Raw genomic sequence first — 24,591 nt, forward strand, 5'->3', positions numbered from 1 at the left:
CGGGAGAAGGGTTGGGGATGAGGGGGCAACAAGGCAATGCCCAGACGCAATCCAGGCAAGAGGAGAGCCCGATGCGACGCCTGTTTATCCAGTTCTATCTGCTGCTGATCGGCTGTTTCACCCTGGCCATCCTGCTGGTCGGCATGGTCTATCAGGTCACCGCCGAGCGGGCGGGAGATCGCTATCTGGAGCGGATGATGCAGGGCTCTCTCGGCCTGCTCACCGGCGAGCTGGCCCGCTTGCCGGCCGAACACTGGCCCGCCCGCATGGCGGAGCAGAGCCGCCAGCTCACCCTGCCGCTGCAGATCGGCGCCCTCGCCAACCAGCCGCTGGCCAACGAGGATCAGGCCTTCCTGGAGGCCGGCAACATCGTCATCGTCGAGGAGGATGACACCTTCCTGCAGCGCATTCCGGGCACCGATCAGGTGCTGATCGTCGGCCCCGTGCCTTATCTCTCCTACCTGCACGAGCTGCACTGGGTCGACGTGGGACTGCTGCTGGCCATCGGTCTCTCGCTGGGGCTGCCGATCCTGCTCTGGCTGCGCCCGCACTGGCGCGGCCTGCAGCAGCTCGAACAGACCGCCCGCCGGGTCGGTGACGGCGATCTCTCCTGCCGCACCCGTTTGCCGCCCGGCAGCAGCCTGGGCCGGGTCGGCCGCACCTTCGACCAGATGACCGAGCAGCTGCAGGCCATGCTGGCCAGCCGCAAGCAGCTGACCGACGCCATCGCGCACGAGCTGCGCACCCCGCTGGTGCGGCTGCGCTACCGGCTCGCCATGCTGGATCCCGCCCCCTCGGCCGAGGAGCAGCAGGGGCTGGAGCGGGATCTCGGCGCGCTGGACGCCCTCATCGAGGAGATGCTCACCTACGCCAGGCTCGATCGCCCCGAGCTGCCGCTGCAGTGCAGCGAGCTGGAGCTCGGCAGCTGGGCCGGCAGCCGCCTCGCCGACTGGCAGGCGCTGCGACCGGACAAGCGGCTCGACTTCGTGCGCCCAGCCATGGCCCTGCCCTGGCGCGGCGACATCCGCCTGCTCGATCGGGCGCTGGAGAACCTCATCGGCAACGCCCTGCGCCACGCCGCCGGCCTGGTGACCCTCAGCATGGCGCGCCAGCAGGATCATTATCTGCTGGAGGTGGCCGACGACGGTGCCGGCATCGATCCCGCGCTGGCGCCGCAGATCTTCGAGCCCTTCGTGCGGCTGGATCAGAGCCGGGACAGGCGCACCGGCGGTGCCGGGCTGGGGCTCGCCATCGTACGCAGCATCGCCCGCCACCACGGCGGCGAGGTGCAGCTGCTGCCAAGCAGCAGCGGTGCCCGTTTCTGCCTGATGCTGCCTGTACATTTGGATACAAACCGTCACCAGTCACTCACTGAACCACAGGTCGAACAGCCCTAGGATGAAGTCATGGAGAAACGCTCCATGTCATCAACCCGAATGAGGAACTGGAATATGAACAAGCTGATCCCCCTGAGCCTGGCTGCTGTCTTCGCCCTGACCTCCGGCTTCACCATGGCTGCCACCCCGACCAAGGCTGCCGCTCCCCAGGCTACCCAGACCAAGGTCGTGAAAAAACACCACAAGGCTGCCCACGCCAAGGCGCCGGCCGTCAAGGTTGCTCCCAAGACCAAGTGATCGACCAGCAAGCTTCCCGTAATGAAAAGGGGCCCCGAGATGGGGCCCCTTCTGTTTTCTGCGCGCTTGCCGTGACTCAACCCAGCATGTAGTCCGCCGGCAGGGCGATGCGGGCAACACCGGATTCCACCGCTGCCAGCGCCACGGCGCGGGCGACGCGCGGCAGCAGACGGGCATCCATCGGCTTGGGAATGACGTAGTCCTTGCCGAAGGCGAGCTCGCTGACGCCGGCAGCGGTCAGCACCTCGGCCGGTACCGGCTCCTTGGCCAGACCACGGATCGCCTCGACCGCCGCAATCTTCATGGCATCGTTGATGCGGCTGGCACGGGCGTCGAGGGCACCACGGAAGATGAAGGGGAAGCAGAGCACGTTGTTGATCTGGTTCGGGTAGTCGGAGCGACCGGTACCCATGATGAGGTCACCACGTACCCCGTGGGCCAGCGCCGGCTTGATCTCCGGGTCCGGGTTGGAGCAGGCGAAGATCACCGGATTGGCGGCCATCAGCGCTACCGCCTCGGCAGGCAGCACGTCCGGGCCGGAGACGCCGACGAACACGTCAGCCCCGTCGATCACCTCCATCAGGGTGCGCAGAGGGGTGTCGTTGGCGAAGCGCTGCTTGTACTGGTTCAGATCGGTACGACCGCTGTGGATCACACCCTGACGGTCCAGCATGAAGATGTTGTGGGGCTTGGCACCACACTTGATCAGCAGGTCCATGCAGGCGGTGGCGGCGGCGCCGGCACCCATGCAGACGATGCGGCTGTCGCCAATCTGCTTGCCCTGCACTTCCAGCGCGTTGAGCAGGCCGGCGGCGGTGACGATGGCGGTGCCGTGCTGGTCATCGTGGAACACCGGAATGTCGCAGCGCTCGATCAGCGCCTGTTCAATCTCGAAGCACTCGGGGGCCTTGATGTCTTCCAGGTTGATGCCACCGAAGGTGTCGGCGATGGCGGCGACCGTGTCGATGAACTGGGCGCTGGTGTCGTGCTTCACCTCGATGTCGATGGCGTCGATGCCGGCAAAGCGCTTGAACAGCAGGGCCTTGCCCTCCATCACCGGCTTGGAGGCCAGCGGGCCCAGATTGCCCAGCCCCAGAATGGCGGTGCCGTTGGAGATGACGGCCACCAGATTGCCCTTGCCGGTATAACGGTAGGCATCGGCCGGGTTGGCGGCGATCTCGCGCACCGGCTCGGCGACGCCCGGGCTGTAGGCCAGTGCCAGATCGCGGGCGGTCTCGGCGGGCTTGGTGAGGGCGATGGCGATTTTGCCCGGCACGGGCTGGGCGTGGTAGTCGAGTGCCTGTTGGCGGAGATCGTGCTGCTGATCGGACATGGGGGACCCCGATACGGTAGTGAATGAGTGGTGCATTGGCTCGCCCACGGGCGAGGGCTGGGGATCATAAAGAAAACCACCGGGCTTTCACAGAGGAAAGTATCGCCAACCCGCCAATGACAAGCCAGTAATTAGCATGTCATACCACCCACCAATACCTATTTAGTTATAGATATGGTTTCAATCCATGACGGGGATTCCCGCCCTGGCCTCCGCCTTCCGGGCGATCGCCTCCGTCATTCCCTGAAAGATGAAGAGATGGAACGGCAGCATGGCGAGCCAGTAGGCCAGCCCCCAGGCCCCCTGCGGATGCCAGTGAGCCGTCACCTTGAGCCGGGTCAACCCCGACTCCTCCGGCAGTATGTTGAACTCCAGCCGGCCGACACCGGGGGCCCGCATGTTGAACAGCAGATCCAGCCTGCGCCCCTCGTCCACCCCGAGGATCTGCCAGGAGTCCAGCATGTCCCCCTTCACGAAGCGATCCGGGTTGGTGCGCCCACGGGTCAGCGCCGGCCCGCCGATCAGGTGATCCATCCATTCACGCACCACCCACAGCTGGTTCATGTAGAAGTAGCGCTGCTCGCCCCCCAGCTGCTGCAGCACCTGCCACACCACCTCCGGCGAGGCGAGACTGAGGGCATCGCCGCTGGCGGTGCGGTCATAGAAGCCGTACTCGGGATGGCGCCAGCGCAGGCCGAGCGGGGTCTCCTCCCCCTGCTGTTCGGCACCGAGCCGCTGCTCCAGAGAGAGGCTCTCGGCCAGCGCCTCGTCGAAGCTGAGCAGGGTTTGCGGCAGCAGGGCCCGCAACGGGCCGTCGTCGGCCGGGATGTCGTGCTTGAGGCCGCCCACCAGCGCCTTGGCCACAGGTTGCGGCACCGAGGTGACGAATTGCAGCCACCAGGCGGAGAGGCGCGGGCTCAGGAAGGGGATGGGAATGATGGGGCAGCGCTTGCCGATATGGGCGGCAAATTTCTGCAACTGCTGCTGGTAGCTGAGCAGCTCGGGGCCGGCGGCGTTGAAGATCTGGCCGTCCACCCCGTCGGCCTCCACCAGCCCGCCCAGATAGTGCAACAGGTTGGAAAGCGCGATAGGAGGCGTGCGCGAGCGCACCCACTTGGGGGTCACCATCAGCGGCAGGTTGAACACCAGATCCCGCATCACCTCAAACGCCGCCGAGCCGGGGCCAATGATGATGCCGGCGCGCAGCTCCACTGTCGGCACGCCGGCGCCCCGAAACAGCTCGCCACAGTGGCGGCGGGAGTTGAGATGGCGGCTGTTGCAGGGTTCGGGCTGGATGGCGCCGAGATAGATGATGCGGCGCACCCCGGCGGCGCGGGCGGCGGCGGCGAAGTTCTTCACCCCCTGCTGCTCCAGCCGGTGAAAGTCGGCCCCCGCCCCCATGGCGTGCACCAGATAGAAGACGGTGTCGATGCCGGCCAGGGCGGGCAGCAGGGTGATGGGCTTGAGGCTGTCGGCGAGGCGAAACTCCACCCCGGGCGGCAACCGGCAGGGGCGCCGCGCCCCGGCAATCACCCGATAACCCAGCTCCTGCAGATGGGGCACCAGGTAAGAACCTATGTAACCCGCCGCCCCCATCACCAGACAATTCCTCATTCACTCGCTCCTGCTCTGCATCCCTCGTCAACCACACCACCATAGGGCAAAGCGGTCCCTGACAGAACGCCGACCAATAAAAAAGGCGCCCAGTGGGCGCCTTTTTCAGAATTCTTCAGAAGTAAAATTACTTCTTGGTGGTCATCGCACCGAAACGCTTGTTGAACTTGTCTACGCGGCCGCCGCTAGAAACTTCTTTCTGCTTGCCGGTGTAGAACGGGTGGCACTCGGAGCACACGTCCAGGTTCAGATCTTTACCAACGGTAGAGAAAGTGTTGATGACGTTACCGCAAGAGCACTTGGCGGTGATGGCTACGTAGTCAGGGTGGATACCAGCTTTCATGGACAACCTCAAAGTAATAGGCCGTGTCGCCATCCGATCTTCTGTCGGACACCACACGATTGTTGAACACAGTTTCAAAGGCTGCGAATAATATAGGAAATGCCTGAGATCAGGCAAGTGGCTTCGCAGAAAAAATAGGCAATCTCTGGTGAATTCTTCCCAAACGCTGGATCTGGTTCGTGTGGCTGTGCCGGTGCCGTTACGCCGTCATTTCGACTATCTCTCCCCCCTGCCCTTGCCTGCCCCCGGCTGCCGGGTCGAGATCCCGTTCGGCCCGCAAACCCTGGTCGGACTGGTGGTGGATCACCCGGCCGAGAGCCAGGTGCCGCGCAACAAGCTCAAACCCATCAAGCGGGTATTGGATGCGGCGCCAGTGCTGGGGCCGGATATCCTGGCACTGATGAACTGGAGTGCCAGCTACTACCAGCATCCGCTGGGGGAGGTGCTGCCCCACGCCCTGCCGGTGCTGGTGCGCAAGGGGGAGCCCGCCGCCTATCGGGAGCTGGAGTTCTGGTTTGCCACCGAGGCCGGCATGGCGGTCGATCTCAACGAGCTCAAGCGGGCGGCCAAGCAGCAGCAGGCGCTCGCCTTGCTGCGCAAGGGGCCGCAGACCCCCTCCGCTCTCAAGCAGGAGGAGATCCAGAGTGCAGCACTCAGCGCACTGGAGAAGAAGGGGCTGCTGGAGAAACGCTCGCTGGAGCCAAGCCATGAGGGTGACTGGGCCGCCCGCTTCGAGCCGGGCGAGGGGCTGCGTCTCAACGGTGAGCAGGCGCTGGCGGTCTCTGCCGTCACCAGCCAGAGCGACAGGTTCGGCGCCTTTTTGCTGGATGGCATCACCGGCTCCGGCAAGACCGAGGTCTACCTGAGCATCCTCGAGCCCCTGCTCAAGGCGGGCAAGCAGGCGCTGGTGATGGTGCCGGAGATAGGCCTCACCCCGCAGACCATCAACCGCTTTCGCCGCCGCTTCAACGTGCCCGTGGTGGCGATGAACTCGGCCATGAACGACAGGGAGCGGCTCGATGCCTGGCTGGCCTGCCGCGACGGCGGTGCCGCGATACTTATCGGCACCCGCTCCGCGGTGTTCACCCCGTTTCACGACCTCGGCATCATCATCATCGACGAGGAGCACGACGGCTCCTTCAAACAGCAGGATGGCTTTCGCTACCACGCTCGGGATCTGGCGGTGATGCGGGCCCACCGTGCCGGCATTCCCATCCTGCTCGGCTCGGCCACCCCGTCGCTGGAGACGCTGCACAACGCCCGCAGCGGCAAGTATCACCACCTCAGCCTGACCCGGCGCGCCGGCAACGCCCAGACCGCCCGCCAGGTGATCCTGGACATCAAGAACGTGCGGCTGCAGGCGGGGCTCTCCCCCCAGCTGGAACAGCTGATGGCAGAGCATCTGGCGGCCGGCAACCAGGTGATGCTGTTTCTCAACCGCCGTGGCTATGCGCCGGCCCTCATCTGCCATCAATGTGGCTGGAGTGCCGCCTGCGAGCGCTGCGATGCCTGGTACACCTGGCACCAGGCCGGGCGGCGGCTGCACTGCCACCACTGCGACAGCGTGCGCCCGCTGCCCCACCACTGCCCCGAGTGTGGCAGCAACGAACTGATCGGATCCGGGGTCGGCACCGAACAGCTGGAGCAGCTGCTCGGCACCGTTTTCCCGCAATATCCGGTGGTGCGCATCGATCGGGACAACACCCGACGCAAGGGGGAGCTGGAGACCCACCTCGGCGACATCAAGGCCGGCAAGTACAAGATCCTGATCGGCACCCAGATGCTGGCCAAGGGCCACCACTTCCCGGACGTGACATTGGTAGGACTGCTGGATGTGGATGGTGCCCTGTTCAGTGCCGATTTTCGCGCCGCCGAGAAACTGGCCCAGCTCTACACCCAGGTGGCGGGTCGTGCCGGTCGCGCCAGCAAGCCGGGTCTGGTGGTATTGCAGAGCCATCACCCGGAGCACGCCCTGCTGCAGGATCTGACCCAGAACGGCTACGGCCACTTCGCCGACACGGCGCTGAAAGAGCGCCGCCTGCTGGGACTGCCGCCATTCAGCTATCAGGGGCTGTTTCGGGCCGAGGCCAACGGCCGCGACGAGGTGCAGCTGTTCCTCGCCCGCCTCGCCGACACCCTGCGCAGCGCCCGCTACCCACATGTGCAGGTGCTTGGGCCCATCAGCGGCTTCATGGAGCGCAAGGCGGGCAAGTTCCGCATGCAGTTGCTGGTACAGGGGCCCAGCCGGGCGCCACTGGCCCAACTGCTGGATTGGGCGGTGAAGGAGCTGGAGGGGTGGCCCGAGACCAAGCGGGTACGCTGGAGCCTCGACATAGACCCCACCGAGCTGAATTGAGTCAGGTGCTGGTTGCTGAGGGTGAAGCGGTCGCCAACGTGCAACGTCAGCAACCGGGTTTGCCATGCGGGTGCAGGGTTCAGACTCGCAGGTCGACCTGCTGCACCCAGCCGCCCTTGCCCTGCTCGGTCACATAGAGGCCGGACTGGCGCAGCACCCCCTGATTGCCGCTTTCCCCCAGATGGTTGAAGGGGGTGTCGAGGGGATGCAGCAGGATGGCGCCGATCCCCAGCTCCACCAAGGCGATGGGTGACTGGTCCGGCTGCCAGAACTGCAGCGCCGAGAACTGGCTGTCCCGCTCGTCCAGCACACCGTTGCCATCCTCATCCAGGGTCGCCAGCTCGCCAAATCCGTTGCCGGAGCGGGCCCCGAACAGCTCGCCGCCGTCATCTATGGTGCCGTTGCCGTTGCGATCCAGCGCCACGAAGCCGCTCCCTTCACTCAGGCCGGGCAGGCTGTCGGCCTTGCCATCCTGATCGAGGTCGAAATTGACCCGGGCGTCGGTCAGGCCGGCTATCTTGCCGTCCAGGCTGAGCACCAGCGGATCCTTTAAGGCATTGAGGGTGGTGCGGCGCTGGCTGATGTCGAGCTGGCGCCAGTCCAGCACAAAGCCCAGATCCAGCTGCAGGGTCTGGCCATCCTGGGTCTGCAAGTTCGCCGCCGCCACCACGTTGAGCTGCTCTTTCTGCAGCAGGCTGTCGGTCACCTCCACCAGCTGATCCGGCTCGGCGGCAGGCTGGGCCCCCTCACCCGTCGGGGCACTCACCCCCTCCGCGCCCTGCTCGGCTGGCTTGATGGGATCCGGCAGCTCTATCTTGTGGCCCAGCATGGCCTCGATCATCAGCTTGATGAGCCGCTGGCGATTGTCGAGCCCGTCGCTGGGCATGCCATCCTGTTCGCTCTTGCCGGTCTCGGCGGGCTTGGCCGAGGCAGGTTCAGGAGCGCTCTGAACCGAGCCGGCGGCGCTGCGGCTGGCCATCTGCAGCGTCAGCAGGCTGCTGCGGGTGAAGGTGAGCTGGCTGCCGCTGGCAGCAACGGGTGCAGAGTCCGCCGGCGCCGTGGCAGGGGACTGTACCTGGCTGGCTGGCGGCACGGGGCCGAGCCGGCGTACCTTGCGGGCCTGGGCCTGTTGCTGCTGGTATTGCACCTCCCCCTGGAGGTCGTAGTGATCGATGCGCATATCTTCGCCCTCGGCGCCATACATCTGGTCAGTTATCGACCAGCTGCCGGGGCGGGCTTAACACCGATTGGCTATATCAGCCGGCAGGCACCTCGCCATCGGCACATAACAGCGCCAATGCCAGCGACCTTGCCTGCACCAGTGCCAGCGGTTGCTGATAGCTGTGTGCCATCACCACGGCCCCCTCCAGCAACAGGCAGATGCCGGTGGCTTGCGCCTCGTGGCAATCGAGCCTGGTGCTGACCCAGTCCAGCAGCGCCTGCTTGTGCGCCACCACCAGCTTGCGAACCGGGTGACGGGGATCGGCAAACTCGGCGCTGGCGTTGATGAAGTTGCAGCCATAGAAGTCGCTGCGGCCAAACCACTCCCCGAAACCGTCGAACAGGGCGTGCAGCCGGCTCTCCCGCCCTTCCAGCCCCTGCAGACGCTGTTCCAGCAGGGCGAAGAACTCCCGCTCGCGGGACTGCAGCACCTCCTCGATCAGGGCATCCTTGGTGGGAAAATGACGGTAGAGGGTGCGCTTGGTACTGCCGGCCTCCGCCCAGATGCGGTCGATGCCGGTGGCGTGAAAGCCATGGCGGTTGAACAGACGGTAGGCCGTCTCCACCAGCTGTTGCCGTTTTTCGCTCATCGCGTTTCCCCCCTTGAAGTACACCGATCTGTCTACCTAATGTGCCTAATCACGGCTGACAAACCAAGAAGGAAACCGTGATGACGAGATGGTATGGCCCCTTGTGGGCAGGAGTGGGGGCGGCACTGGCGATAGGTGTGCTGGGCTGGTTGAACATCAGCTGGCATACCGCCCTGATCATGGCGCCCTTCGGGGCTAGTTGCGTGTTGCTGTTTTCCCTGCCGGCGAGCCCGCTGGCACGGCCGTGGAACGTGCTCGGCGGCCATCTGCTGACGGCCACCGTCGGCTTGCTGGTACAGGAGCTGCCCCTGCCGCTGGAGCTGCAACTGGCCCTGGGCGTGGGGCTGGCCATCGCGCTGATGCAGGGGTTGAATCTGATCCACCCTCCCGCCGGCGCCAACCCCCTGCTGGTGTTGATGACGGGGCAGCAGTGGCCCTTTCTGTGGCACACGGTACTGCCCGGCGCCCTGCTGCTGATCCTGCTGGGTTATGGCTTCCAGCGAGTCAAATGGCAGCGACGGCTTGGTACCGGTTAAACAGCCGAGGGAGGCCTGGGCCTGGGCCTCCCTCGTCGTTCATGCTGTCACCCTGGTCATTGCGCCGGTTGGGAGACCCCTTCCAGCCGCACTTCCACCCGCCGATCCGGTGCCAGACAGGCGATCAGCGCCGGTTTGGAGCCGCCGCTGCAGTTGTTGCCGGTGACCGGTGAGGACTTGCCACGCCCCTCGACCCGCACCTTGTCGGCAAACAGCCCCTTGGCAATCAGATAGTCTGCCACGCTGCGGGCGCGCTGCTCGGAGAGCGCCTGGTTGTAAGCATCAGAGCCGATGCGGTCGGTGTGGCCGATCACGGTCGCCACCCCGTCTTTCGGATTGGCCGCCACTATCTGGCTGAACAGATTGTCGAGCGCCTGGCTGGCAGCCGGCTTCAGGGTCGCCTTGTTGAACTCGAACAGCACGTCCGAGCTCAGGCTGAAGGTCTTGGGCACCACCACCACCGCGGGAGCAGGTGTCGCCGCCGGGGCCGGCGCGGGCGCCGCCACTTCGCCGCCCTGCTGGCCGAAGCGATAGAGCATGGCGAAGGCCAGCAGGCCGTTGTCCATCTCGATGCCTGACTCCTCGGGAGAGGTCTTGCCAAGCGGCGTTGTGTATTGATATTCGAGACGAGCGGCCCAATCACGATCGATCGCGTATTCAATGCCCAACGCGCCCACAAATGCGGCACCATGATATTTGTGCCCCTTGCTATCGAATGAGCGATCGTTGGCCGGATTGGCGGAGTCTCTATACCACCCGGAATAAGCGCTCTCAGTCCAGGCGTAAGCCCCCCCCAGCCTGCCATATACATCCAGCACCGGGGTTGCCGGCAGGCTCATTTTCATCGTGGCCTGCACCATCTGCGCCTTGGCTTCGCCATTCAGCCCGGCAGACTGGGTACCCTGTGATACCGTCTTGTCCAGTTTGTACTTGCCCAGCCAGTCATAGCCCAGCTCGAAACCCAGATTGGGATTGAGCTGGTAACCGACAAATGCCCCCACGCCAAGATCACTGTGCTTCTTGTCTGGTTCAACAAGGTCGACAACGGCTTTGACCTGCTCGTTGTAGTCCACACCGTAAAAATTGGACCAGCCGGCCTTGCCGCCGACGTACCAGGTGTTGTCCTGAGCGGCAGCCTGCACGGCCCCGCTGACGAGCAGGCCGCTGACCAGCACGGCAAGTATCGATTTGTTCATGGTAAAAGCCTCTGCAATGAGTCGTGATGGGCGCTCTTGCGCCTCTCTTCCCTGATGGGGCAAACCCGGCCCCGCCCATCAGGTTATCCCATCTGTTGTCAGCCTCAAATGACTTGGGACTCAAGAGTGTGAAGCGCTCGGCATTCCCTACCGCAAAACGCCCCATGCAGGGGTATCCGCGGGTGCGCCGGCAGCACCATGAAAAAGGGAGGCCGATGGCCTCCCTTTTGCTGCTTGCAGCGCGCCTAGCTGGCCAGAAACAGCCGATAGGCGGGGTCGTCGCTCACCTCTTTCCAGCCGTAGCCAATCTCGTGCAGGTAGTCGTGAAAAGCCGCCACGTCCTCGTCCGGCAGCTCGAAGGCACAGAGCACCCGGCCATAGTCAGCGCCGTGGTTGCGGTAGTGGAACAGGCTGATGTTCCAGCGACAGCCCAGGGTCTCCAGAAAGCGCATCAGGGCGCCAGGCTGCTCCGGAAACTTGAAGCTGTAGAGACGTTCACCGAGGGGCCGGGCCGGGCGGCCGCCAATCATGTAGCGCACGTGATTCTTGGCCAGCTCGCTCTCGGTCATGTTGACCACCGGGTAGCCGTTGCCGCCGAGCTGATCGATGATCTGGCCCAGCTCCTCGTCACCGCCGCTGAGGCGCACCGAGACGAACAGCGACGCCTGCTCGGCATCGGCGTAGCGGTAGTTGAACTCGGTCACCATGCGCGGCCCCAGATTGCGGCAGAAGTCGAGGAAGGCCCCCTTGCGCTCGGGGATGGTCACCGCCAGCATGCCCTCGCGCTTCTCGCCGATCTCGCAGCGCTCCGATACGTAGCGCAGGCTGTGGAAGTTGACGTTGGCGCCGGACAGAATGGCCGCCATCCGCCCCCCTTTCACCTGCTCCCGCTCGCTGTAGGCCTTGAGACCGGCCAGCGACAGGGCCCCCGACGGCTCGGCGATGGCGCGGCAGTCGTCGAAGATGTCTTTCAGCGCGGCGCAGATCTGGTCGTTGGAGACGGTCACTACTTCGTCCAGATACTGGTTGCACAGGCGAAAGGTCTCCTCACCGATGCGCTTGACCGCCACCCCGTCGGCAAACAGCGAGACCCGCTCCAGATTGACCGGCTCACCGGCCGCCAGCGCGGCCTTGAGGCAGGCGGAGCCCTCCGCCTCCACCCCGATCACCTTCACATCCGGCAGCAGCTGCTTGATGTAGACCGCCACCCCGGCGGCCAGCCCACCGCCCCCCACCGGCACGAAGACGTGGGTGAGATGGGTGTCCTGCTCCAGCAGCTCCTTGCCGATGGTGCCCTGCCCGGCGATCACCTCGACGTCGTCAAACGGCGGGATCAGGGTGTAGCCCTCCAACTCGGCGAGGCGGCGGCTCTCGCCGTAAGCCTCGTCGAAGCTGTTGCCAAACAGCAGCACGTTGCCGCCCTGGCGGCGCACCGCATCGATCTTGATGTCCGGCGTAGTCTTGGGCATCACGATGATCGCCTTGATACCGAGCCTGGCGGCCGACAGGGCGACCCCCTGGGCGTGGTTGCCGGCGGAGGCGGCGATGACGCCGCGCTCCTTCTGCTCCTGGGTCAGGGTAGCGATCTTGTGGTAGGCGCCGCGCAGCTTGAAGGAGTGGACCGGTTGCAGGTCCTCCCGCTTCAGGCTGACGTGATTGCCGAGCCGCTCGGAGAGTTTTTTCAGGGTTTGCAAAGGGGTGACCCGCGCCGCCTCATAGACGGGGGAGAGCAGCACCTTGCGTAGATAATCCGCCACAGAGACCATGACTTATTCCCCCAGCATCGAGCGATCGCGCCACATCACCCCTTTGTCGGCGCAAAGACCGACCAGTCGGGTCGACTGCTCATAGTTCATATTGGAATTCATCTTTATTCCCCCAACAGGGTGCGATCGCGCACCGCACCCTTGTCGGCACTGGTGGCGAACATGGCGTAGGCGCGCAGGGCAAAGGAGACCTGACGCTGACGATCGAGCGGCTTCCAGCCACGGGCTTCGACGGCGACGCGGCGGGCGGCCAGCACGCTGTCAGCCACCTCCAGCACCATGCTGCGGGCCGGGATGTCGATGTTGATGATGTCGCCATCCTCCACCAGACCGATCGTGCCGCCGGAGGCCGCCTCCGGCGAGACGTGACCGATGGAGAGACCCGAGGTGCCGCCGGAGAAGCGGCCGTCGGTGATCAGCGCACACGCCTTGCCCAGGCCCATGGATTTCAGATAGGTGGTGGGGTAGAGCATCTCCTGCATGCCGGGGCCCCCTTTCGGACCCTCGTAGCGGATCACCACTACTTCACCTGCCTGGACTGTGCCATCCAGGATACCGGCGACCGCCGTGTCCTGGCTCTCGAATACCCGGGCCGGGCCACGGAAGGTGAGGTTCTCCTCGTCCACCCCGGCGGTCTTGACGATGGCACCATTCAGCGCCAGGTTGCCGGCGAGCACGGCGAGGCCGCCCTCCAGGCTGTAGGCGTTGTCCAGCGAACGGATGCAGCCCTCGGTGCGGTCCAGATCCAGCTCCGGCCAGCGGCAATCCTGGCTGAACGCCTTGGTGGTGCGGATGCCGGCCGGGCCGGCGCGGTAGAAGTCCACCACCTCCTGGCTCGGCTGGCGGCTGACGTCATACTCGGCCAGCAGCTCCACCAGCGAGGTGCCCAGCACGTTGCGGGCGTCGCCGTGCACCAGGCCCGCTTTCTCCAGCTGGCCCAGGATGGCGATGACGCCACCGGCGCGGTGCACGTCTTCCATGTGGTACTTCTGGGTGGAGGGCGCCACCTTGCACAGCTGGGGCACCTTGCGCGACATGCGGTCGATGTCGGCCATGGTGAAGTCGACGCCAGCCTCCTGGGCCGCAGCCAGCAGGTGCAGCACGGTATTAGTGGAGCCGCCCATGGCGATGTCGAGCGCCATGGCATTCTCGAACGCCGCCTTGGTGGCGATGTTGCGCGGCAGTGCCGAGGCATCGTCCTGCTCGTACCAACGCTTGGCCAGCGTGACGATGCGCTGGCCCGCCAGCTTGAACAGCTGCTCACGGTCTGCGTGGGTCGCCAGCAGGGAACCGTTGCCCGGCTGGGAGAGGCCCAGGGCCTCGGTCAGGCAGTTCATGGAGTTGGCGGTAAACATGCCGGAGCAGGAGCCGCAGGTGGGACAGGCGCTGCGCTCCACCTGTTCGCTCTGGGCGTCGGAAACCTTGGGGTCGGCGCCCTGGATCATGGCGTCCACCAGATCCAGCTTGATGATCTGATCGGAGAGCTTGGTCTTGCCCGCTTCCATCGGGCCGCCGGAGACGAAGATCACCGGGATGTTGATGCGCAGGGCGGCCATCAGCATCCCCGGGGTGATCTTGTCGCAGTTGGAGATACAGACCATGGCGTCGGCGCAGTGGGCGTTGACCATGTACTCCACCGAGTCGGCAATCAGCTCGCGCGACGGCAGGGAGTAGAGCATGCCGCCGTGGCCCATGGCGATGCCGTCATCCACGGCGATGGTGTTGAACTCCTTGGCCACCCCGCCGGCGGCCTCGATCTCCCGCGCCACCAGCTGACCCAAGTCCTTGAGGTGAACGTGGCCCGGCACGAACTGGGTGAAGGAGTTGACCACGGCGATGATGGGCTTGCCGAAATCCTGATCGGTCATGCCGGTGGCACGCCAGAGGGCGCGGGCCCCGGCCATGTTACGTCCGTGGGTGGTGGTGGCGGATCTCAACTTCGGCATTGTCTCTACTCCCTGAATGCCCAGCGGGCTCATTATCTTTGGAAATGAAAAAGTGACTCTCGGATCGGGAATCGATCCTGGTGAGGGCACCGCGCAGTGCCCTCACCGGAAGCGACTCGGGGAGGCACATCGCCTCCCCTCGCTTGTCAGTCCGCCACCGGCGTCAGCCAGCCCCACTGGTCTTCGGTCTGGCCGTTGAACAGGCCGAAGAAGGCGTTTTGCAGCTGCTCGGTCACCGGACCGCGGCAACCAGCACCCACCTGCATCCGATCGACGGAGCGCACCGGGGTCACCTCGGCTGCGGTGCCGGTCATGAAGATCTCGTCTGCGACATACAGAGCCTCACGGGGCAGCGCCTGCTCGCGCACCTCGTATCCCAAGTCACGCGCGAGGGTCATGATGGTGTCGCGGGTGATGCCGGGCAGGATGGCCGCGGTAGCGGGCGGGGTGAACAGCACGCCGTTCTTCACCAGGAACAGGTTCTCTCCCGCCCCTTCGCTCAGGTAACCGTTCACGTCCAGCGCCAGCCCCTCGGCGAAGCCGTTGCGCTTGGCCTCGCGACTGATCAGCTGGGAGGAGAGATAGTTGCCACCCGCCTTGGCACCGGTGGGAATGGTGTTGGGAGCGAGCCGGTTCCAGGAGGTGACGCACACATCCACCCCGTTCTTCAGTCCCTCTTCCCCCAGATAGGCGCCCCAGGGAATGGCCGCAACGATCACGTCGGCCTTGGCATCCTTGGGAGGATGCAGGCCAAGGCCCACGTTACCGATGAAAGCCAGCGGGCGCAGGTAACCGCTTTTCAGGCCGTTCTCGCGCACCACGGTGCGGCAGGCCTCATTGATCTCGGCCTCGTGGTAGGGAACCTCCATCCAGTAGATCTTGGCGGAGTCGAACAGGCGGCGGGTGTGCTCCTGCAGGCGGAAGATGCAGGTTCCCTTGGGAGTGTCGTAGGCACGCACTCCCTCAAACACCGAGGAGCCATAGTGCAGGGCGTGGCTCATCACGTGCACCTGGGCATCCTGCCAGGGCACCAGTTTGCCGTTGAACCAGATGTATTGGGGATGAGTGGCGGATTGGGAAGGCTGTGACATTGGCTTGGCTCCTTAAGCTCTGATCCGGGGTTGCTGTTCCAGTGCATCGACCCGGGAGACGTCCACCAGCTTGACCAGCTGGCTCCACAACTGCTGGATGGGACGCACCGACTCGACAGTAACCGTGATCCGCAGTTGTTGGCAATCCTGCTCCATGTTGAGGGCACAGAGGTTGAAACCGCGGTGGCGCACCACCCGCAGCACCCGCTCCATCACTTCGGGTCTGGGCTGGGCATGGATTTGCAAGGTATTGAACTGACTCATGGGCGTTGCTCCATCATCTGGTGGTTGGCGACTCCTGGCGGAACCAGGGGCCAGACGTTTTCTTCCTCTGAAATGGCCACATGCAGCAGATAGGCACTCTCACTCGCCAGCAGACGGTCGAGGGCCGGGGCTATCTCCTCCTTGCATGTGATGGTCTCGCCCGGAATACCGAAGGCGGCGGCCAGGGCCACGAAGTCGGGATTGTCGGAGAGGATGGTCTCGCTGTAGCGGCCGTCGAAGAACAGCTCCTGCCACTGGCGCACCATGCCGAGGCGCTGGTTGTCCAGCAGCACCATCTTCACCTTGAGCTGGGCGCGGCGGATGGTGCCGAGCTCCTGCACGTTCATCATGAAGGAGCCATCGCCGCTCACCAGCACCACCTCATCTTCGGGGCGCGACATCTTGGCGCCGATGGCGGCGGGCAGGCCGAAGCCCATGGTGCCGAGACCGGCGCTGGAGAGGTGGTTGCGCGGGCTGGTGAAGCGCATATGCTGGGCCACCCACATCTGGTGCTGACCCACGTCGCAGGCCACCACGCTGCTCTCCGGCAACCTGGCAGAGAGCTGCTTGAGCAGCGCCGGAGCATAGATGGGCTGGCCAGGATGGTCGTAACGAAAGGCGTACTCGCGGGCCATGTTCGCACAGTGCTCACGCCATGGGTCGATGGAGAGAGACATGGCGAGGCGCGGCAGCACCTGTTTGAGATCCTGGGTGATGCCCACTTCGGCGGCGCGGCGCTTGCCGAACTCGGCGGCATCCACATCCAGATGGATCACCTTGGCCTCGGGGGCGAACTCCTCCAGCTTGCCGGTCACCCGATCATCGAAACGAGCGCCCACCACCACCAGCAGGTCGCACTGCTGCACCGCATAGTTGGCGGCCTTGGTGCCGTGCATGCCGAGCATGCCCAGATAAACGGGGCTGTCGGGGTCGAGCGCGCCTATTCCCTTGAGGGTGGTGACTGCAGGCATGCTGGTGGCGGCGGCAAACTCGCGCAGCTGCTGCTCGGCATTGGCCATACCCACCCCACCACCGACGTAGAGCACCGGGCGCTCGGCAGCAGCCAGCAGGGAGCGAGCGGCCGTCAGCTCGGCCGGATTGAGATGCTCGGGCTCCGCCACCGCAAACAGCGGACTCTGGGCCGGCGCTTTGGTCAGTTGAACATTGGCCAGTTGCACGTCCTTGGGCAGGTCGATCAATACTGGGCCGGGGCGCCCTTCACTGGCGATGGCGAAAGCCTCGGCAATCACCTGAGGCAAATCCGCCACGTCCGTCACCATAAAGGAGTGCTTGGTGCAGGAGAGGGACATGCCGAGCACGTCCACTTCCTGGAACGCATCGGTTCCCACGGCGGCGCAGGGCACCTGGCCGCTGATGGCCACCAGCGGTACCGAGTCGAGCAGCGCCTCCGCAAGGCCAGTCACCAGGTTGGTGGCGCCGGGGCCCGAGGTGGCGATGCAGACCCCCACCTGACCGGAGGCGCGGGCATACCCCACCGCCGCCATGGCGGCCCCCTGCTCGTGGCGGCAGAGCTGGTGCGCCAGACCGCCGTCATACAGGGCATCGTAGACCGGCATGATGGCCCCGCCCGGGTAACCAAACACCTGGGTCACACCCTGTTTCTTGAGAGCCTGTACCAAAAACTGCGCGCCGTTCATCTGGAAAATCCTGTCCTTTGGTCGAAAAAAAACCCCCGGGCCGTGAGGCTCGGGGGTCGCTTGTTTCGTTCTGTCCGGTGGTGGGTCTATCCCTTGTTCCGTGCAGCTAAACGAGCCCCGAGCGGTGAGATAATAATCACCACTAGGACCACAATAATGCTGACGAAACGGGAGGCCATGTTCATAGTTACAACCGGAAATCCTGTGAAATTGGGGCGGTTTTTACCGCGAATGGCTATTAGAACTAGCACGGTGAATTTTATTGGGCAAGCGTTTTTTGCCTGACAAGACTCTGATTTTCACTGAGTCCAATCGCGTCAGTTGGAACAAAAAACTAATAAAAAACGGTTAACCAGCATATACATCAAACCAAGGACGGGATTTATGTCATTAGCTGTGGTTTATAGCCGTGCCAGCCTGGGAATAGCGGCCCCGCAAGTCACGGTGGAAGTGCACCTCTCCAACGGTCTGCCCGCCTTCAATATGGTGGGCCTGCCGGAAACCTCGGTGAAGGAGTCGCGGGACCGGGTGCGCAGTGCCCTGCTCAACGGCAATTTCGAGTTCCCGAGCAAGCACATCACGGTCAATCTGGCTCCCGCCGATCTGCCCAAGGAGGGGGGCCGTTTCGATCTGGCCATCGCCATCGGTATTCTCGCCGCTTCCAAGCAGATACCCGCAAAATACCTGCTTGATCACGAATTTTTAGGCGAGCTGGCCCTGACCGGCGAGATCCGCCCCGTGCTCGGCGTGCTGCCCGCCGTGCTCGCCTGCCGGGATGCCGGGCGCACCCTGCTGGTACCGCGGGAGAACGGCCCCGAGGCCTCGCTGATCCAGGACGCCGAGGTACGCACCGCCCATCAGCTGCTGGCCGTCACTGCCTGGCTGGCGGGTCAATACGAGCTGCCGCTGCCGGATCCCCAGACCACGGAGGCCCTGCCCGATGTGCCGGATCTGCAGGATGTGATCGGCCAATCCCAGGCCAAGCGGGCGCTGGAGATCGCCGCCGCCGGCAGCCACAACCTGCTGTTCATCGGCCCGCCCGGTACCGGCAAGAGCATGCTGGCGAGCCGTCTGCCCGGCATCTTGCCACCGCTGAGCGAGCAGGAGGCGCAGCAGACCGCCGCCATCCACTCCATCGGCGGCCTCACCCCTCGCGCCGGCCACTGGCACCACAGACCCTATCGCACGCCGCACCACAGCGCCTCGGCCGTGGCGCTGGTGGGCGGTGGCAGCCACCCGCGGCCCGGTGAAATATCCCTGGCCCACAACGGGGTGCTGTTTCTGGATGAACTGCCGGAGTTCGAGCGCAAGGTGCTCGACTCCCTGCGCGAGCCGCTGGAGACCGGCCACATCACCATCAGCCGGGCCGCCCGCCAGGTCGATTTCCCCGCCCGCTTCCAGCTGGTCGGCGCCATGAACCCCAGCCCATGCGGCCACTATGGCGATGGCCAGACCCGCTCCAGCCCGGATCAGATCCTGCGCTACCTCGGCAAGCTCTCCGGCCCCTTTCTCGACCGCTTCGACCTGACGGTGGAGGTGCCGCTGCTGCCCAAGGGGAGCCTGACCGGCAAGGCGGAGCGGGGGGAGTCGAGCGGTCAGATCCGCGAACGGGTGCTGGGCGCGCGGGAGCGCATGCTGAGCCGCAACGGCAAGCTCAACAATTTGCTTGATAGCCGCGAAATCGAAGAAATTTGCCGCTTGTCGCCGCAAGATGCCGAGTTTCTAGAGAACGCCATCCAGAAGCTGGGGCTCAGCATCCGGGCCTGGCACCGCATCCTGCGGGTATCGCGCACCATCGCCGATCTGGCGGGGCACGCCGCCATCGAAAGAGAGCACCTGATCGAGGCGCTCGGCTATCGGGCCATGGATCGGCTGCTGTCACGGCTGCGCAGCGGTTGATGGGTCGCAAGCGCACCTGACGGCACTGCATGGTCTCGCGGGCCATCGGCTGATATTATGGCCACAGATCTGACCACTTGATGGCCCTTTATCGACAGCAAGACGGACCCGACCCATGCCCAACAAGCTGATTGAGCGACTGCGCGGCAGCCTCTCGACCCTGCTCTATTTTCTCAACACCCTGTTCTGGTTTATCCCGATCCTCTCGCTGGGCCTGCTCAAGCTGGTGCTGCCCCTCAAGGGCTGGCGCACCTTCTGCAATGCCCTGCTGGATGGCAGCGCCGGCTGCTGGATCGGTTTCAACAACCTGATCCAGAAAACCATCATCAGAACCCCTTTCGATGTGGTCGGAGTGGACAAAGGGCACCGGAATGAGTGGTATATGGTGATTGCCAACCATCAATCCTGGGTCGACATACTGGTACTGCAGCGGGTTTTTAATCAAAAAATCCCCTTCCTGAAGTTTTTCCTCAAGAAAGAACTGATTTGGGTACCTTTTCTCGGTCTGGCCTGGTGGGCACTGGACTTCCCCTTCATGCAGCGATATTCCCGCAAACTGCTGGAAAAGAAGCCCCATCTGAAGGGAAAAGATATAGAGACCACGCGCAAGGCCTGTGCCAAGTACCGCCACATGCCGGTGAGCGTGATGAACTTCGTGGAGGGCACCCGCTTCACCGCCCGCAAACACGACAAACAGGCAGCGCCCTATCGCCACCTGCTGCATCCGAGGGCTGGCGGCATTGCCTTCACCCTGGCAGCCATGGGCGATCAGCTGCACAAGCTGGTGGATGTGACCATCGCCTATCCGGGCGGCATCCCCAGCTACTGGGACTTCATGTGCGGTCGGGTCAAGGAGATCAAGGTTCGGGTCCGCTTTCTGCCGATCGAACGCAATCTGGTGGGGGATTACTTCAATGACCCCGAGTTCCAACAAGAGTTTCAGCAGTGGTTGAACGGGATCTGGCACGAGAAGGACCAGACCCTGAACCAGCTGCTGGCAGACAAGACGCCCCAAACTACGCCATGCTAAGCCTGCTCCCGGGTCCGCTGGTGCTGCTCATCAGCGCCAGCCTGACCATACTGTTTACCGCCCTGTGCGCCAGCCTGATCCTGCTGGTGTCGCTGGTCAAACTGCTGCCCGTTCCGCCCCTGGCCCATGCCTGCAGCCGGCTCAACAACCGCTTCATGCGGCTGTGGCTGGCCTGCAACGCCCTGGTGATCCGCCTCACCACCCGCATCGACTGGCAGGTGGAGGACGACACCCGGCTGCGCAAGGATGGCTGGTATCTCATCATCAGCAACCACATGAGCTGGACCGACATAGTCGTGCTCGGCCACCTGTTTCGCGACCGGCTGCCGGTCCCCAAGTTCTTCATGAAGCACGAGCTCATCTACATCCCGCTGCTGGGACTGGCCTGCTGGGGGCTGGACATGCCCTTTATGCGTCGCTACTCGCGGGAGTTCTTGCTGCGCAACCCGCATCTGCGGGGCAAGGATATCGAGACCACCCGCAACGCCTGCGAGCAGTTTCGCCACATCCCCACCACCGTCATCAACTTCGTGGAGGGGACCCGCTTCACCGAGGCGAAGCGCGATGCCTCCCGCTCCCGATACCAGCATCTGATGCCGCCCAAGGCGGCGGGGCTGGCCTTCACCCTGGCGGCCATGGGGGAGCAGTTCGACAGCCTGATCAACGTCACCATCAGCTATCCGGACAACGTCGAGACCCCCTTCAAGGACTTCCTGATGGGGCGGATGAAGCGCATCCGGGTGCGGATCGAGGAGCTGCCGGTGGACGAGCAGCTGGTGGGGGATTACTTCAATGACAAGCAGTTCAAGCGCGGCTTCCAGGAGTGGCTGAACCAGCGCTGGCAGGAGAAGGATGCCGTGCTGGCGCAGTGGCAGGCGGCCGATGCGGCGGCTCAGACCGAGCCGCAGGCCGCCGAGGCGAGTACCGAGGCCAGCTCGGGCAGCTGATCCTCGCTGAACACGGCGATGCCGTGGCGACGCAGCAGGGCAGTGGTCATGCCTTCGCCCGCCACGGACTGCCCCTCGAAGCGGCCGTTGTAGATGCGGCCGCTGCCGCAGGAGGGGCTCCCCTCCTTGAGCAGAGCGAAGCGAATACCCTGCTGCTGACAAGTCGCCAGCGCCAGCGCGGCGCCACGCGCAAACTCCGCCGTCACATCCAGCCCACTTGCGGTCATCACAAGCTCCCCCTGCCGCTCGGCAGGGGGGCGTGGCGTCGGCAGACCGCCCGCCACCTCGGGGCAGAAGGCCAATGCCCGCCCCTCGGCCCCCAGCGTCTGCAGCCAGTCGCTGACGATGCCCTTGCTCTGGCCGTCGTAACGAACCGGCTGACCCAGCAGGCAGGCACTCACCAGTACCTTGTGCACGCTGGTCTCACTCATGCTTTGCTCCCCCGCTGGCTAAAACCTGGGCCCTCGTAGCGCAACGAACATGGACCCAGCAGGCAGGCGCTTACCAATACCTTGTGCACACCTGCACCACTCATGCTTCCGCTCCGTGCATCACCTGATCGAACATCACGCAGCAGGGGCTCTCCAGCCGGTAGAGGATGGCGGGACGCTGCTTGCCGGTGCGCTTGCGGCCGGTGTCCACCAGGATATCGGCGCGATGGATGCGCTTGCGAAAGGCGGCCGTGTTCATCGGTGTCTGCAGGATGATTTCGAAGGCCCGCTGCACCTCGGAGAGGGTGAACTCGGCCCCCAGCAGTTGCAGCGGCAGGGTGCTGTAGCGACTCTTGATGCGCAGTCGCTCCAGCCCTCTGGCGATCAGCTGGGTGTGGTCAAATGCCAGGCTGAGCCCCGGCAGGGCAGAGAGCGGGTGCCAACAGCCGTGGAGAACCTCCACCTCGGGATCCACCAGACAGAGGTAGACCAGGGTGGTGGACCAGCCACGGGGATCCCGCTCCAGATTACCCAGGGTGCAGACCTGCTCGCTGTAGCAGTGGCCCAGCCCCCACTCGGTCAGCAGGCGATGGCGAGCCGCGTCCAGATCCCGATCCCGGGTCTCGTCGATGCGCAGGGCCGGCAGTTGCCAGCAGTGGGCAAAGGGCGGGCGATCGCGGGTCTCCAGCAGCAGCTCGAGCCGCTCCTCGTTCAACCGCAGCACCACCATATCCAGACTCATTCTCAACATGCCGATCGCCCTGCTCGCCTTCGATTAATGTTTGGTAGATAATATCACACGAATAGTATGTGCAGGAGCCACTCAATGGGAACCGTCGCCAGCCTGGATATTGATGCGCAGAAGGGGTTTACCCCCCTCTGCCCGAACGAACTGCCCGTCGCGGGCGGGGATGATATTGTGGCTGCGCTCAACGCTCAGGCCACCCTCGCCAGCCTGCGGGTCGGCAGCAAGGATTCACACCCGGCCAACGCCGCCTGGGCCGTCAGCGACCCTGCCGGCATGCTGCTGCCGCTGGATCTGCCCAACGCCGACCTCACCTGGCCGGTGCACTGCGTGCCGGGCACTCGCGGCTTCGAACTGCTCGACGGCCTGCCGGCCCCGGTCGATTACGACTTCTTCGTCTGGAAGGGGGTCGAGCCGGATCTGCACCCCTACGGCACCTGCTTCCACGATCTGGCCGAGCGCCGCAGCACAGGGCTCATCGAGTTTCTGCAAGCCCGCGGCGTCACGACCGTGCTGGCCGGTGGTCTCGCCACCGACTACTGCGTCAAGACCAGCGTGCTGCAGCTGCGCCGCGCCGGTTTCCGGGTGATCGTCCATCTCGATGCCTGTCGTGGCATCGCCCCCGAAACGGTCGCTCAGGCCCACACCCAGATGATCGAGGCCGGCGCCGAACTGGCCCAGACCCTTGCCGATGTACAACGCCTGCTGGACGCCTGATATGCCTCCTATTCTCAACAGCCTGCTCGATACAGATGCTTACAAGCTGCACATGCAGCAGGCGGTGTTCCATCGCTATCCGGATGCCGAGGTGGTGGCCGAGTTCCACAGCCGCAACGAGGAAGATCTGCTGCCCATGATGGGCCAGATCGAGGAGCAGCTGCGCCTCGCCGGCTCCCTGCGGCTGACCCGGCCCGAGCTCAACTTCCTGGCGGAGCGCCCCTTCTTTACCCCTGACTACCTCGACCACCTGCGCCGCAAGCCGCTGGATGCCTCCCTGCTCAAGGTGTTCGAGCAGGATGGTCGCATCAACGTGCGGGTCGAGGGCCCCTGGCAGGACGTGATCCTGTGGGAGATCCCGGTGCTCGCCATCATCAGCGAGATGCGCAACCGCTTCCGCTACCCCCAGTTTGGCGTCAGCCAGGCGCTGGATCGGCTCGATCAGAAGCTCGATAAGCTGGAGCGGGAGCTGAGCCGGGAAGAGATGAGCGAGTTCAACCTCATCGACTTTGGCACCCGGCGCCGCTTCTCCCTCGCGGTGCAGGATGCGGTGGTGGGTCGCCTCCAGGAGCGGCTGCCAGCGTTTCGCGGCACCAGCAACTACCTGCTGGCCCAGAAGTACGGCCTGCCGGCGGTGGGCACCCAGGCTCACGAGTGGTTCCAGGCCCATCAGCAGCTCGGCTTCCCGCTCGAGCACAGCCAGCGTGCGGCCCTCACCAGCTGGCTGGATGAGTTCACCAACCACCTCGGCATCGCGCTCACCGACTGCATCACCATGGATGCCTTCCTGCGCGACTTCGACTTCGAGCTGGCAAGCCGCTATCAGGGGTTGCGTCACGACTCCGGCGATCCCGTAGTGTGGGGCGAGAAGGCCATCAGCCACTATCAGCGGCTCGGCATCAACCCCACCGAGAAGACGCTGGTCTTCTCGGATGGCCTCAATCTCGACAAGGCCGTCGAGCTGTTCCGTCACTTCCGCGGCCGCATCAACACCAGCTTCGGCATCGGCACCAAGCTCACCTGCGATCTGCCCGGGGTCAGCCCGATGAACATCGTCTTCAAGCTGATCGAGTGCAACGGCGGCCCGGTCGCCAAGATCTCCGACAGCCCGGGCAAGACCCTGTGCCGGGACGCGGACTTCATCCGCAACCTCAAGCAGGCCTTCCACGTCGGGGTCTAACGCCTATTTTTGGGGGCGCATCTTGCGCCAGTGGCCAGTGGCCCCCTACCATTCTCTCCTCGTCAGGTCCGACTGGTGTCGGGCCTTTCTATTG

Annotated in this window: 22 protein-coding genes; 9 read left to right on the plus strand and 13 right to left on the minus strand. The window is 64.5% G+C overall.

Features of this window, described 5'->3' with window-relative positions; translation table 11 throughout:
- Positions 1-71 precede the first annotated feature (71 nt).
- Both rstB and CK627_RS03225 read left to right on the plus strand, forming a co-directional pair.
- Positions 72-1,397 (plus strand): two-component system sensor histidine kinase RstB, encoded by a 1,326-nt coding sequence (gene rstB, locus CK627_RS03220; protein WP_095591667.1) that lies wholly within the window; start codon positions 72-74, stop codon positions 1,395-1,397.
- A 54-nt stretch (positions 1,398-1,451) separates the two neighbouring features.
- Positions 1,452-1,634 (plus strand): hypothetical protein, encoded by a 183-nt coding sequence (locus tag CK627_RS03225; RefSeq protein ID WP_010635722.1) that lies wholly within the window; start codon positions 1,452-1,454, stop codon positions 1,632-1,634.
- 76 nt (positions 1,635-1,710) lie between these two features.
- Here CK627_RS03225 and CK627_RS03230 read toward each other — a convergent pair whose 3' ends face one another.
- The 3 genes from CK627_RS03230 to rpmE all read right to left on the minus strand — a co-directional run bounded on the left by CK627_RS03230 (position 1,711) and on the right by rpmE (position 4,924).
- Complete coding sequence (locus CK627_RS03230) at positions 1,711-2,967, minus strand: malic enzyme-like NAD(P)-binding protein (protein ID WP_010635721.1); 1,257 nt, start codon at positions 2,965-2,967, stop codon at positions 1,711-1,713.
- Positions 2,968-3,147: 180 nt separating this feature from the next.
- Positions 3,148-4,581 carry a DUF2867 domain-containing protein gene (locus tag CK627_RS03235; RefSeq protein ID WP_095591668.1) on the minus strand — a complete coding sequence of 478 codons (1,434 nt, stop codon included), beginning with the start codon at positions 4,579-4,581 and terminating at the stop codon, positions 3,148-3,150.
- Between the two features lie 127 nt (positions 4,582-4,708).
- A complete protein-coding gene (gene rpmE, locus CK627_RS03240; RefSeq protein ID WP_005306787.1) occupies positions 4,709-4,924 on the minus strand; it encodes a 50S ribosomal protein L31 in 216 nt (71 codons plus the stop codon).
- A 148-nt stretch (positions 4,925-5,072) separates the two neighbouring features.
- Between rpmE and priA the strand changes: the two genes are divergently transcribed.
- Complete coding sequence (priA, locus tag CK627_RS03245) at positions 5,073-7,280, plus strand: primosomal protein N' (RefSeq protein WP_095591669.1); 2,208 nt, start codon at positions 5,073-5,075, stop codon at positions 7,278-7,280.
- 79 nt (positions 7,281-7,359) lie between these two features.
- Here priA and CK627_RS03250 read toward each other — a convergent pair whose 3' ends face one another.
- Positions 7,360-8,460 carry an SPM autocatalytic domain-containing protein gene (locus CK627_RS03250; RefSeq protein WP_095593446.1) on the minus strand — a complete coding sequence of 367 codons (1,101 nt, stop codon included), beginning with the start codon at positions 8,458-8,460 and terminating at the stop codon, positions 7,360-7,362.
- Positions 8,461-8,536: 76 nt separating this feature from the next.
- Positions 8,537-9,091, minus strand: a complete 555-nt coding sequence (locus CK627_RS03255; protein ID WP_095591670.1) for a TetR/AcrR family transcriptional regulator — start codon at positions 9,089-9,091, stop codon at positions 8,537-8,539.
- Positions 9,092-9,171: 80 nt separating this feature from the next.
- Between CK627_RS03255 and CK627_RS03260 the strand changes: the two genes are divergently transcribed.
- Positions 9,172-9,627, plus strand: coding sequence for an HPP family protein (locus CK627_RS03260; RefSeq protein ID WP_095591671.1), 456 nt, complete (start codon positions 9,172-9,174; stop codon positions 9,625-9,627).
- A gap of 56 nt (positions 9,628-9,683) precedes the next feature.
- Here CK627_RS03260 and ompA read toward each other — a convergent pair whose 3' ends face one another.
- The 6 genes from ompA to ilvG all read right to left on the minus strand — a co-directional run bounded on the left by ompA (position 9,684) and on the right by ilvG (position 17,548).
- A complete protein-coding gene (gene ompA / locus CK627_RS03265; RefSeq protein WP_095591672.1) occupies positions 9,684-10,823 on the minus strand; it encodes a porin OmpA in 1,140 nt (379 codons plus the stop codon).
- 245 nt (positions 10,824-11,068) lie between these two features.
- Entirely contained in the window at positions 11,069-12,589 is a 1,521-nt protein-coding gene (ilvA, locus tag CK627_RS03270; RefSeq protein ID WP_095591673.1) for a threonine ammonia-lyase, biosynthetic, read from the minus strand.
- 104 nt (positions 12,590-12,693) lie between these two features.
- Positions 12,694-14,535: a dihydroxy-acid dehydratase gene (gene ilvD, locus CK627_RS03275; protein ID WP_042005587.1), complete on the minus strand. Its 1,842-nt coding sequence runs from the start codon at positions 14,533-14,535 to the stop codon at positions 12,694-12,696.
- A 146-nt stretch (positions 14,536-14,681) separates the two neighbouring features.
- Positions 14,682-15,626: a branched-chain amino acid transaminase gene (locus CK627_RS03280; protein ID WP_095591674.1), complete on the minus strand. Its 945-nt coding sequence runs from the start codon at positions 15,624-15,626 to the stop codon at positions 14,682-14,684.
- Positions 15,627-15,638: 12 nt separating this feature from the next.
- Positions 15,639-15,890, minus strand: coding sequence for an acetolactate synthase 2 small subunit (ilvM, locus tag CK627_RS03285; RefSeq protein WP_005306810.1), 252 nt, complete (start codon positions 15,888-15,890; stop codon positions 15,639-15,641).
- Positions 15,887-17,548, minus strand: a complete 1,662-nt coding sequence (gene ilvG, locus CK627_RS03290; RefSeq protein ID WP_095591675.1) for an acetolactate synthase 2 catalytic subunit — start codon at positions 17,546-17,548, stop codon at positions 15,887-15,889. The genes ilvM and ilvG overlap by 4 nt, the downstream gene beginning before the upstream one ends.
- 384 nt (positions 17,549-17,932) lie before the next feature.
- On the opposite strand from ilvG, the gene CK627_RS03295 reads away from it, so the two are divergent.
- From CK627_RS03295 to yihG (CK627_RS03305), 3 genes are all read left to right on the plus strand, one after another.
- Positions 17,933-19,447, plus strand: coding sequence for a YifB family Mg chelatase-like AAA ATPase (locus CK627_RS03295; protein ID WP_017787027.1), 1,515 nt, complete (start codon positions 17,933-17,935; stop codon positions 19,445-19,447).
- Positions 19,448-19,562: 115 nt separating this feature from the next.
- Positions 19,563-20,477: a 1-acylglycerol-3-phosphate O-acyltransferase, YihG family gene (gene yihG / locus CK627_RS03300; protein WP_017787026.1), complete on the plus strand. Its 915-nt coding sequence runs from the start codon at positions 19,563-19,565 to the stop codon at positions 20,475-20,477.
- On the plus strand, positions 20,471-21,424 hold the full coding sequence (gene yihG, locus CK627_RS03305) for a 1-acylglycerol-3-phosphate O-acyltransferase, YihG family (RefSeq protein ID WP_162518725.1): 954 nt from the start codon (positions 20,471-20,473) through the stop codon (positions 21,422-21,424). Before yihG (CK627_RS03300) ends, yihG (CK627_RS03305) begins: the two co-directional genes overlap by 7 nt.
- On the opposite strand, the gene CK627_RS03310 is transcribed toward yihG (CK627_RS03305), so the two are convergent.
- Positions 21,370-21,855, minus strand: coding sequence for a 2-thiouracil desulfurase family protein (locus CK627_RS03310; RefSeq protein ID WP_095591677.1), 486 nt, complete (start codon positions 21,853-21,855; stop codon positions 21,370-21,372). The genes yihG (CK627_RS03305) and CK627_RS03310 overlap by 55 nt on opposite strands.
- A 100-nt stretch (positions 21,856-21,955) precedes the next feature.
- Positions 21,956-22,606: an NUDIX hydrolase gene (locus tag CK627_RS03315; RefSeq protein ID WP_017764913.1), complete on the minus strand. Its 651-nt coding sequence runs from the start codon at positions 22,604-22,606 to the stop codon at positions 21,956-21,958.
- 75 nt (positions 22,607-22,681) lie between these two features.
- On the opposite strand from CK627_RS03315, the gene CK627_RS03320 reads away from it, so the two are divergent.
- Both CK627_RS03320 and pncB read left to right on the plus strand, forming a co-directional pair.
- Positions 22,682-23,317, plus strand: a complete 636-nt coding sequence (locus CK627_RS03320) for a nicotinamidase (RefSeq protein ID WP_017764914.1) — start codon at positions 22,682-22,684, stop codon at positions 23,315-23,317.
- A gap of 1 nt (position 23,318) precedes the next feature.
- The gene (gene pncB, locus CK627_RS03325) at positions 23,319-24,497 is read left to right on the plus strand and encodes a nicotinate phosphoribosyltransferase (protein WP_095591678.1); all 1,179 of its coding nucleotides are present in this window, start codon (positions 23,319-23,321) and stop codon (positions 24,495-24,497) included.
- The last annotated feature ends 94 nt before the right edge of the window (positions 24,498-24,591 follow it).

The sequence above is a fragment of the Aeromonas dhakensis genome, from assembly GCF_002285935.1.
In the GTDB taxonomy this organism is placed as follows: Bacteria; Pseudomonadota; Gammaproteobacteria; order Enterobacterales; family Aeromonadaceae; genus Aeromonas; species Aeromonas dhakensis.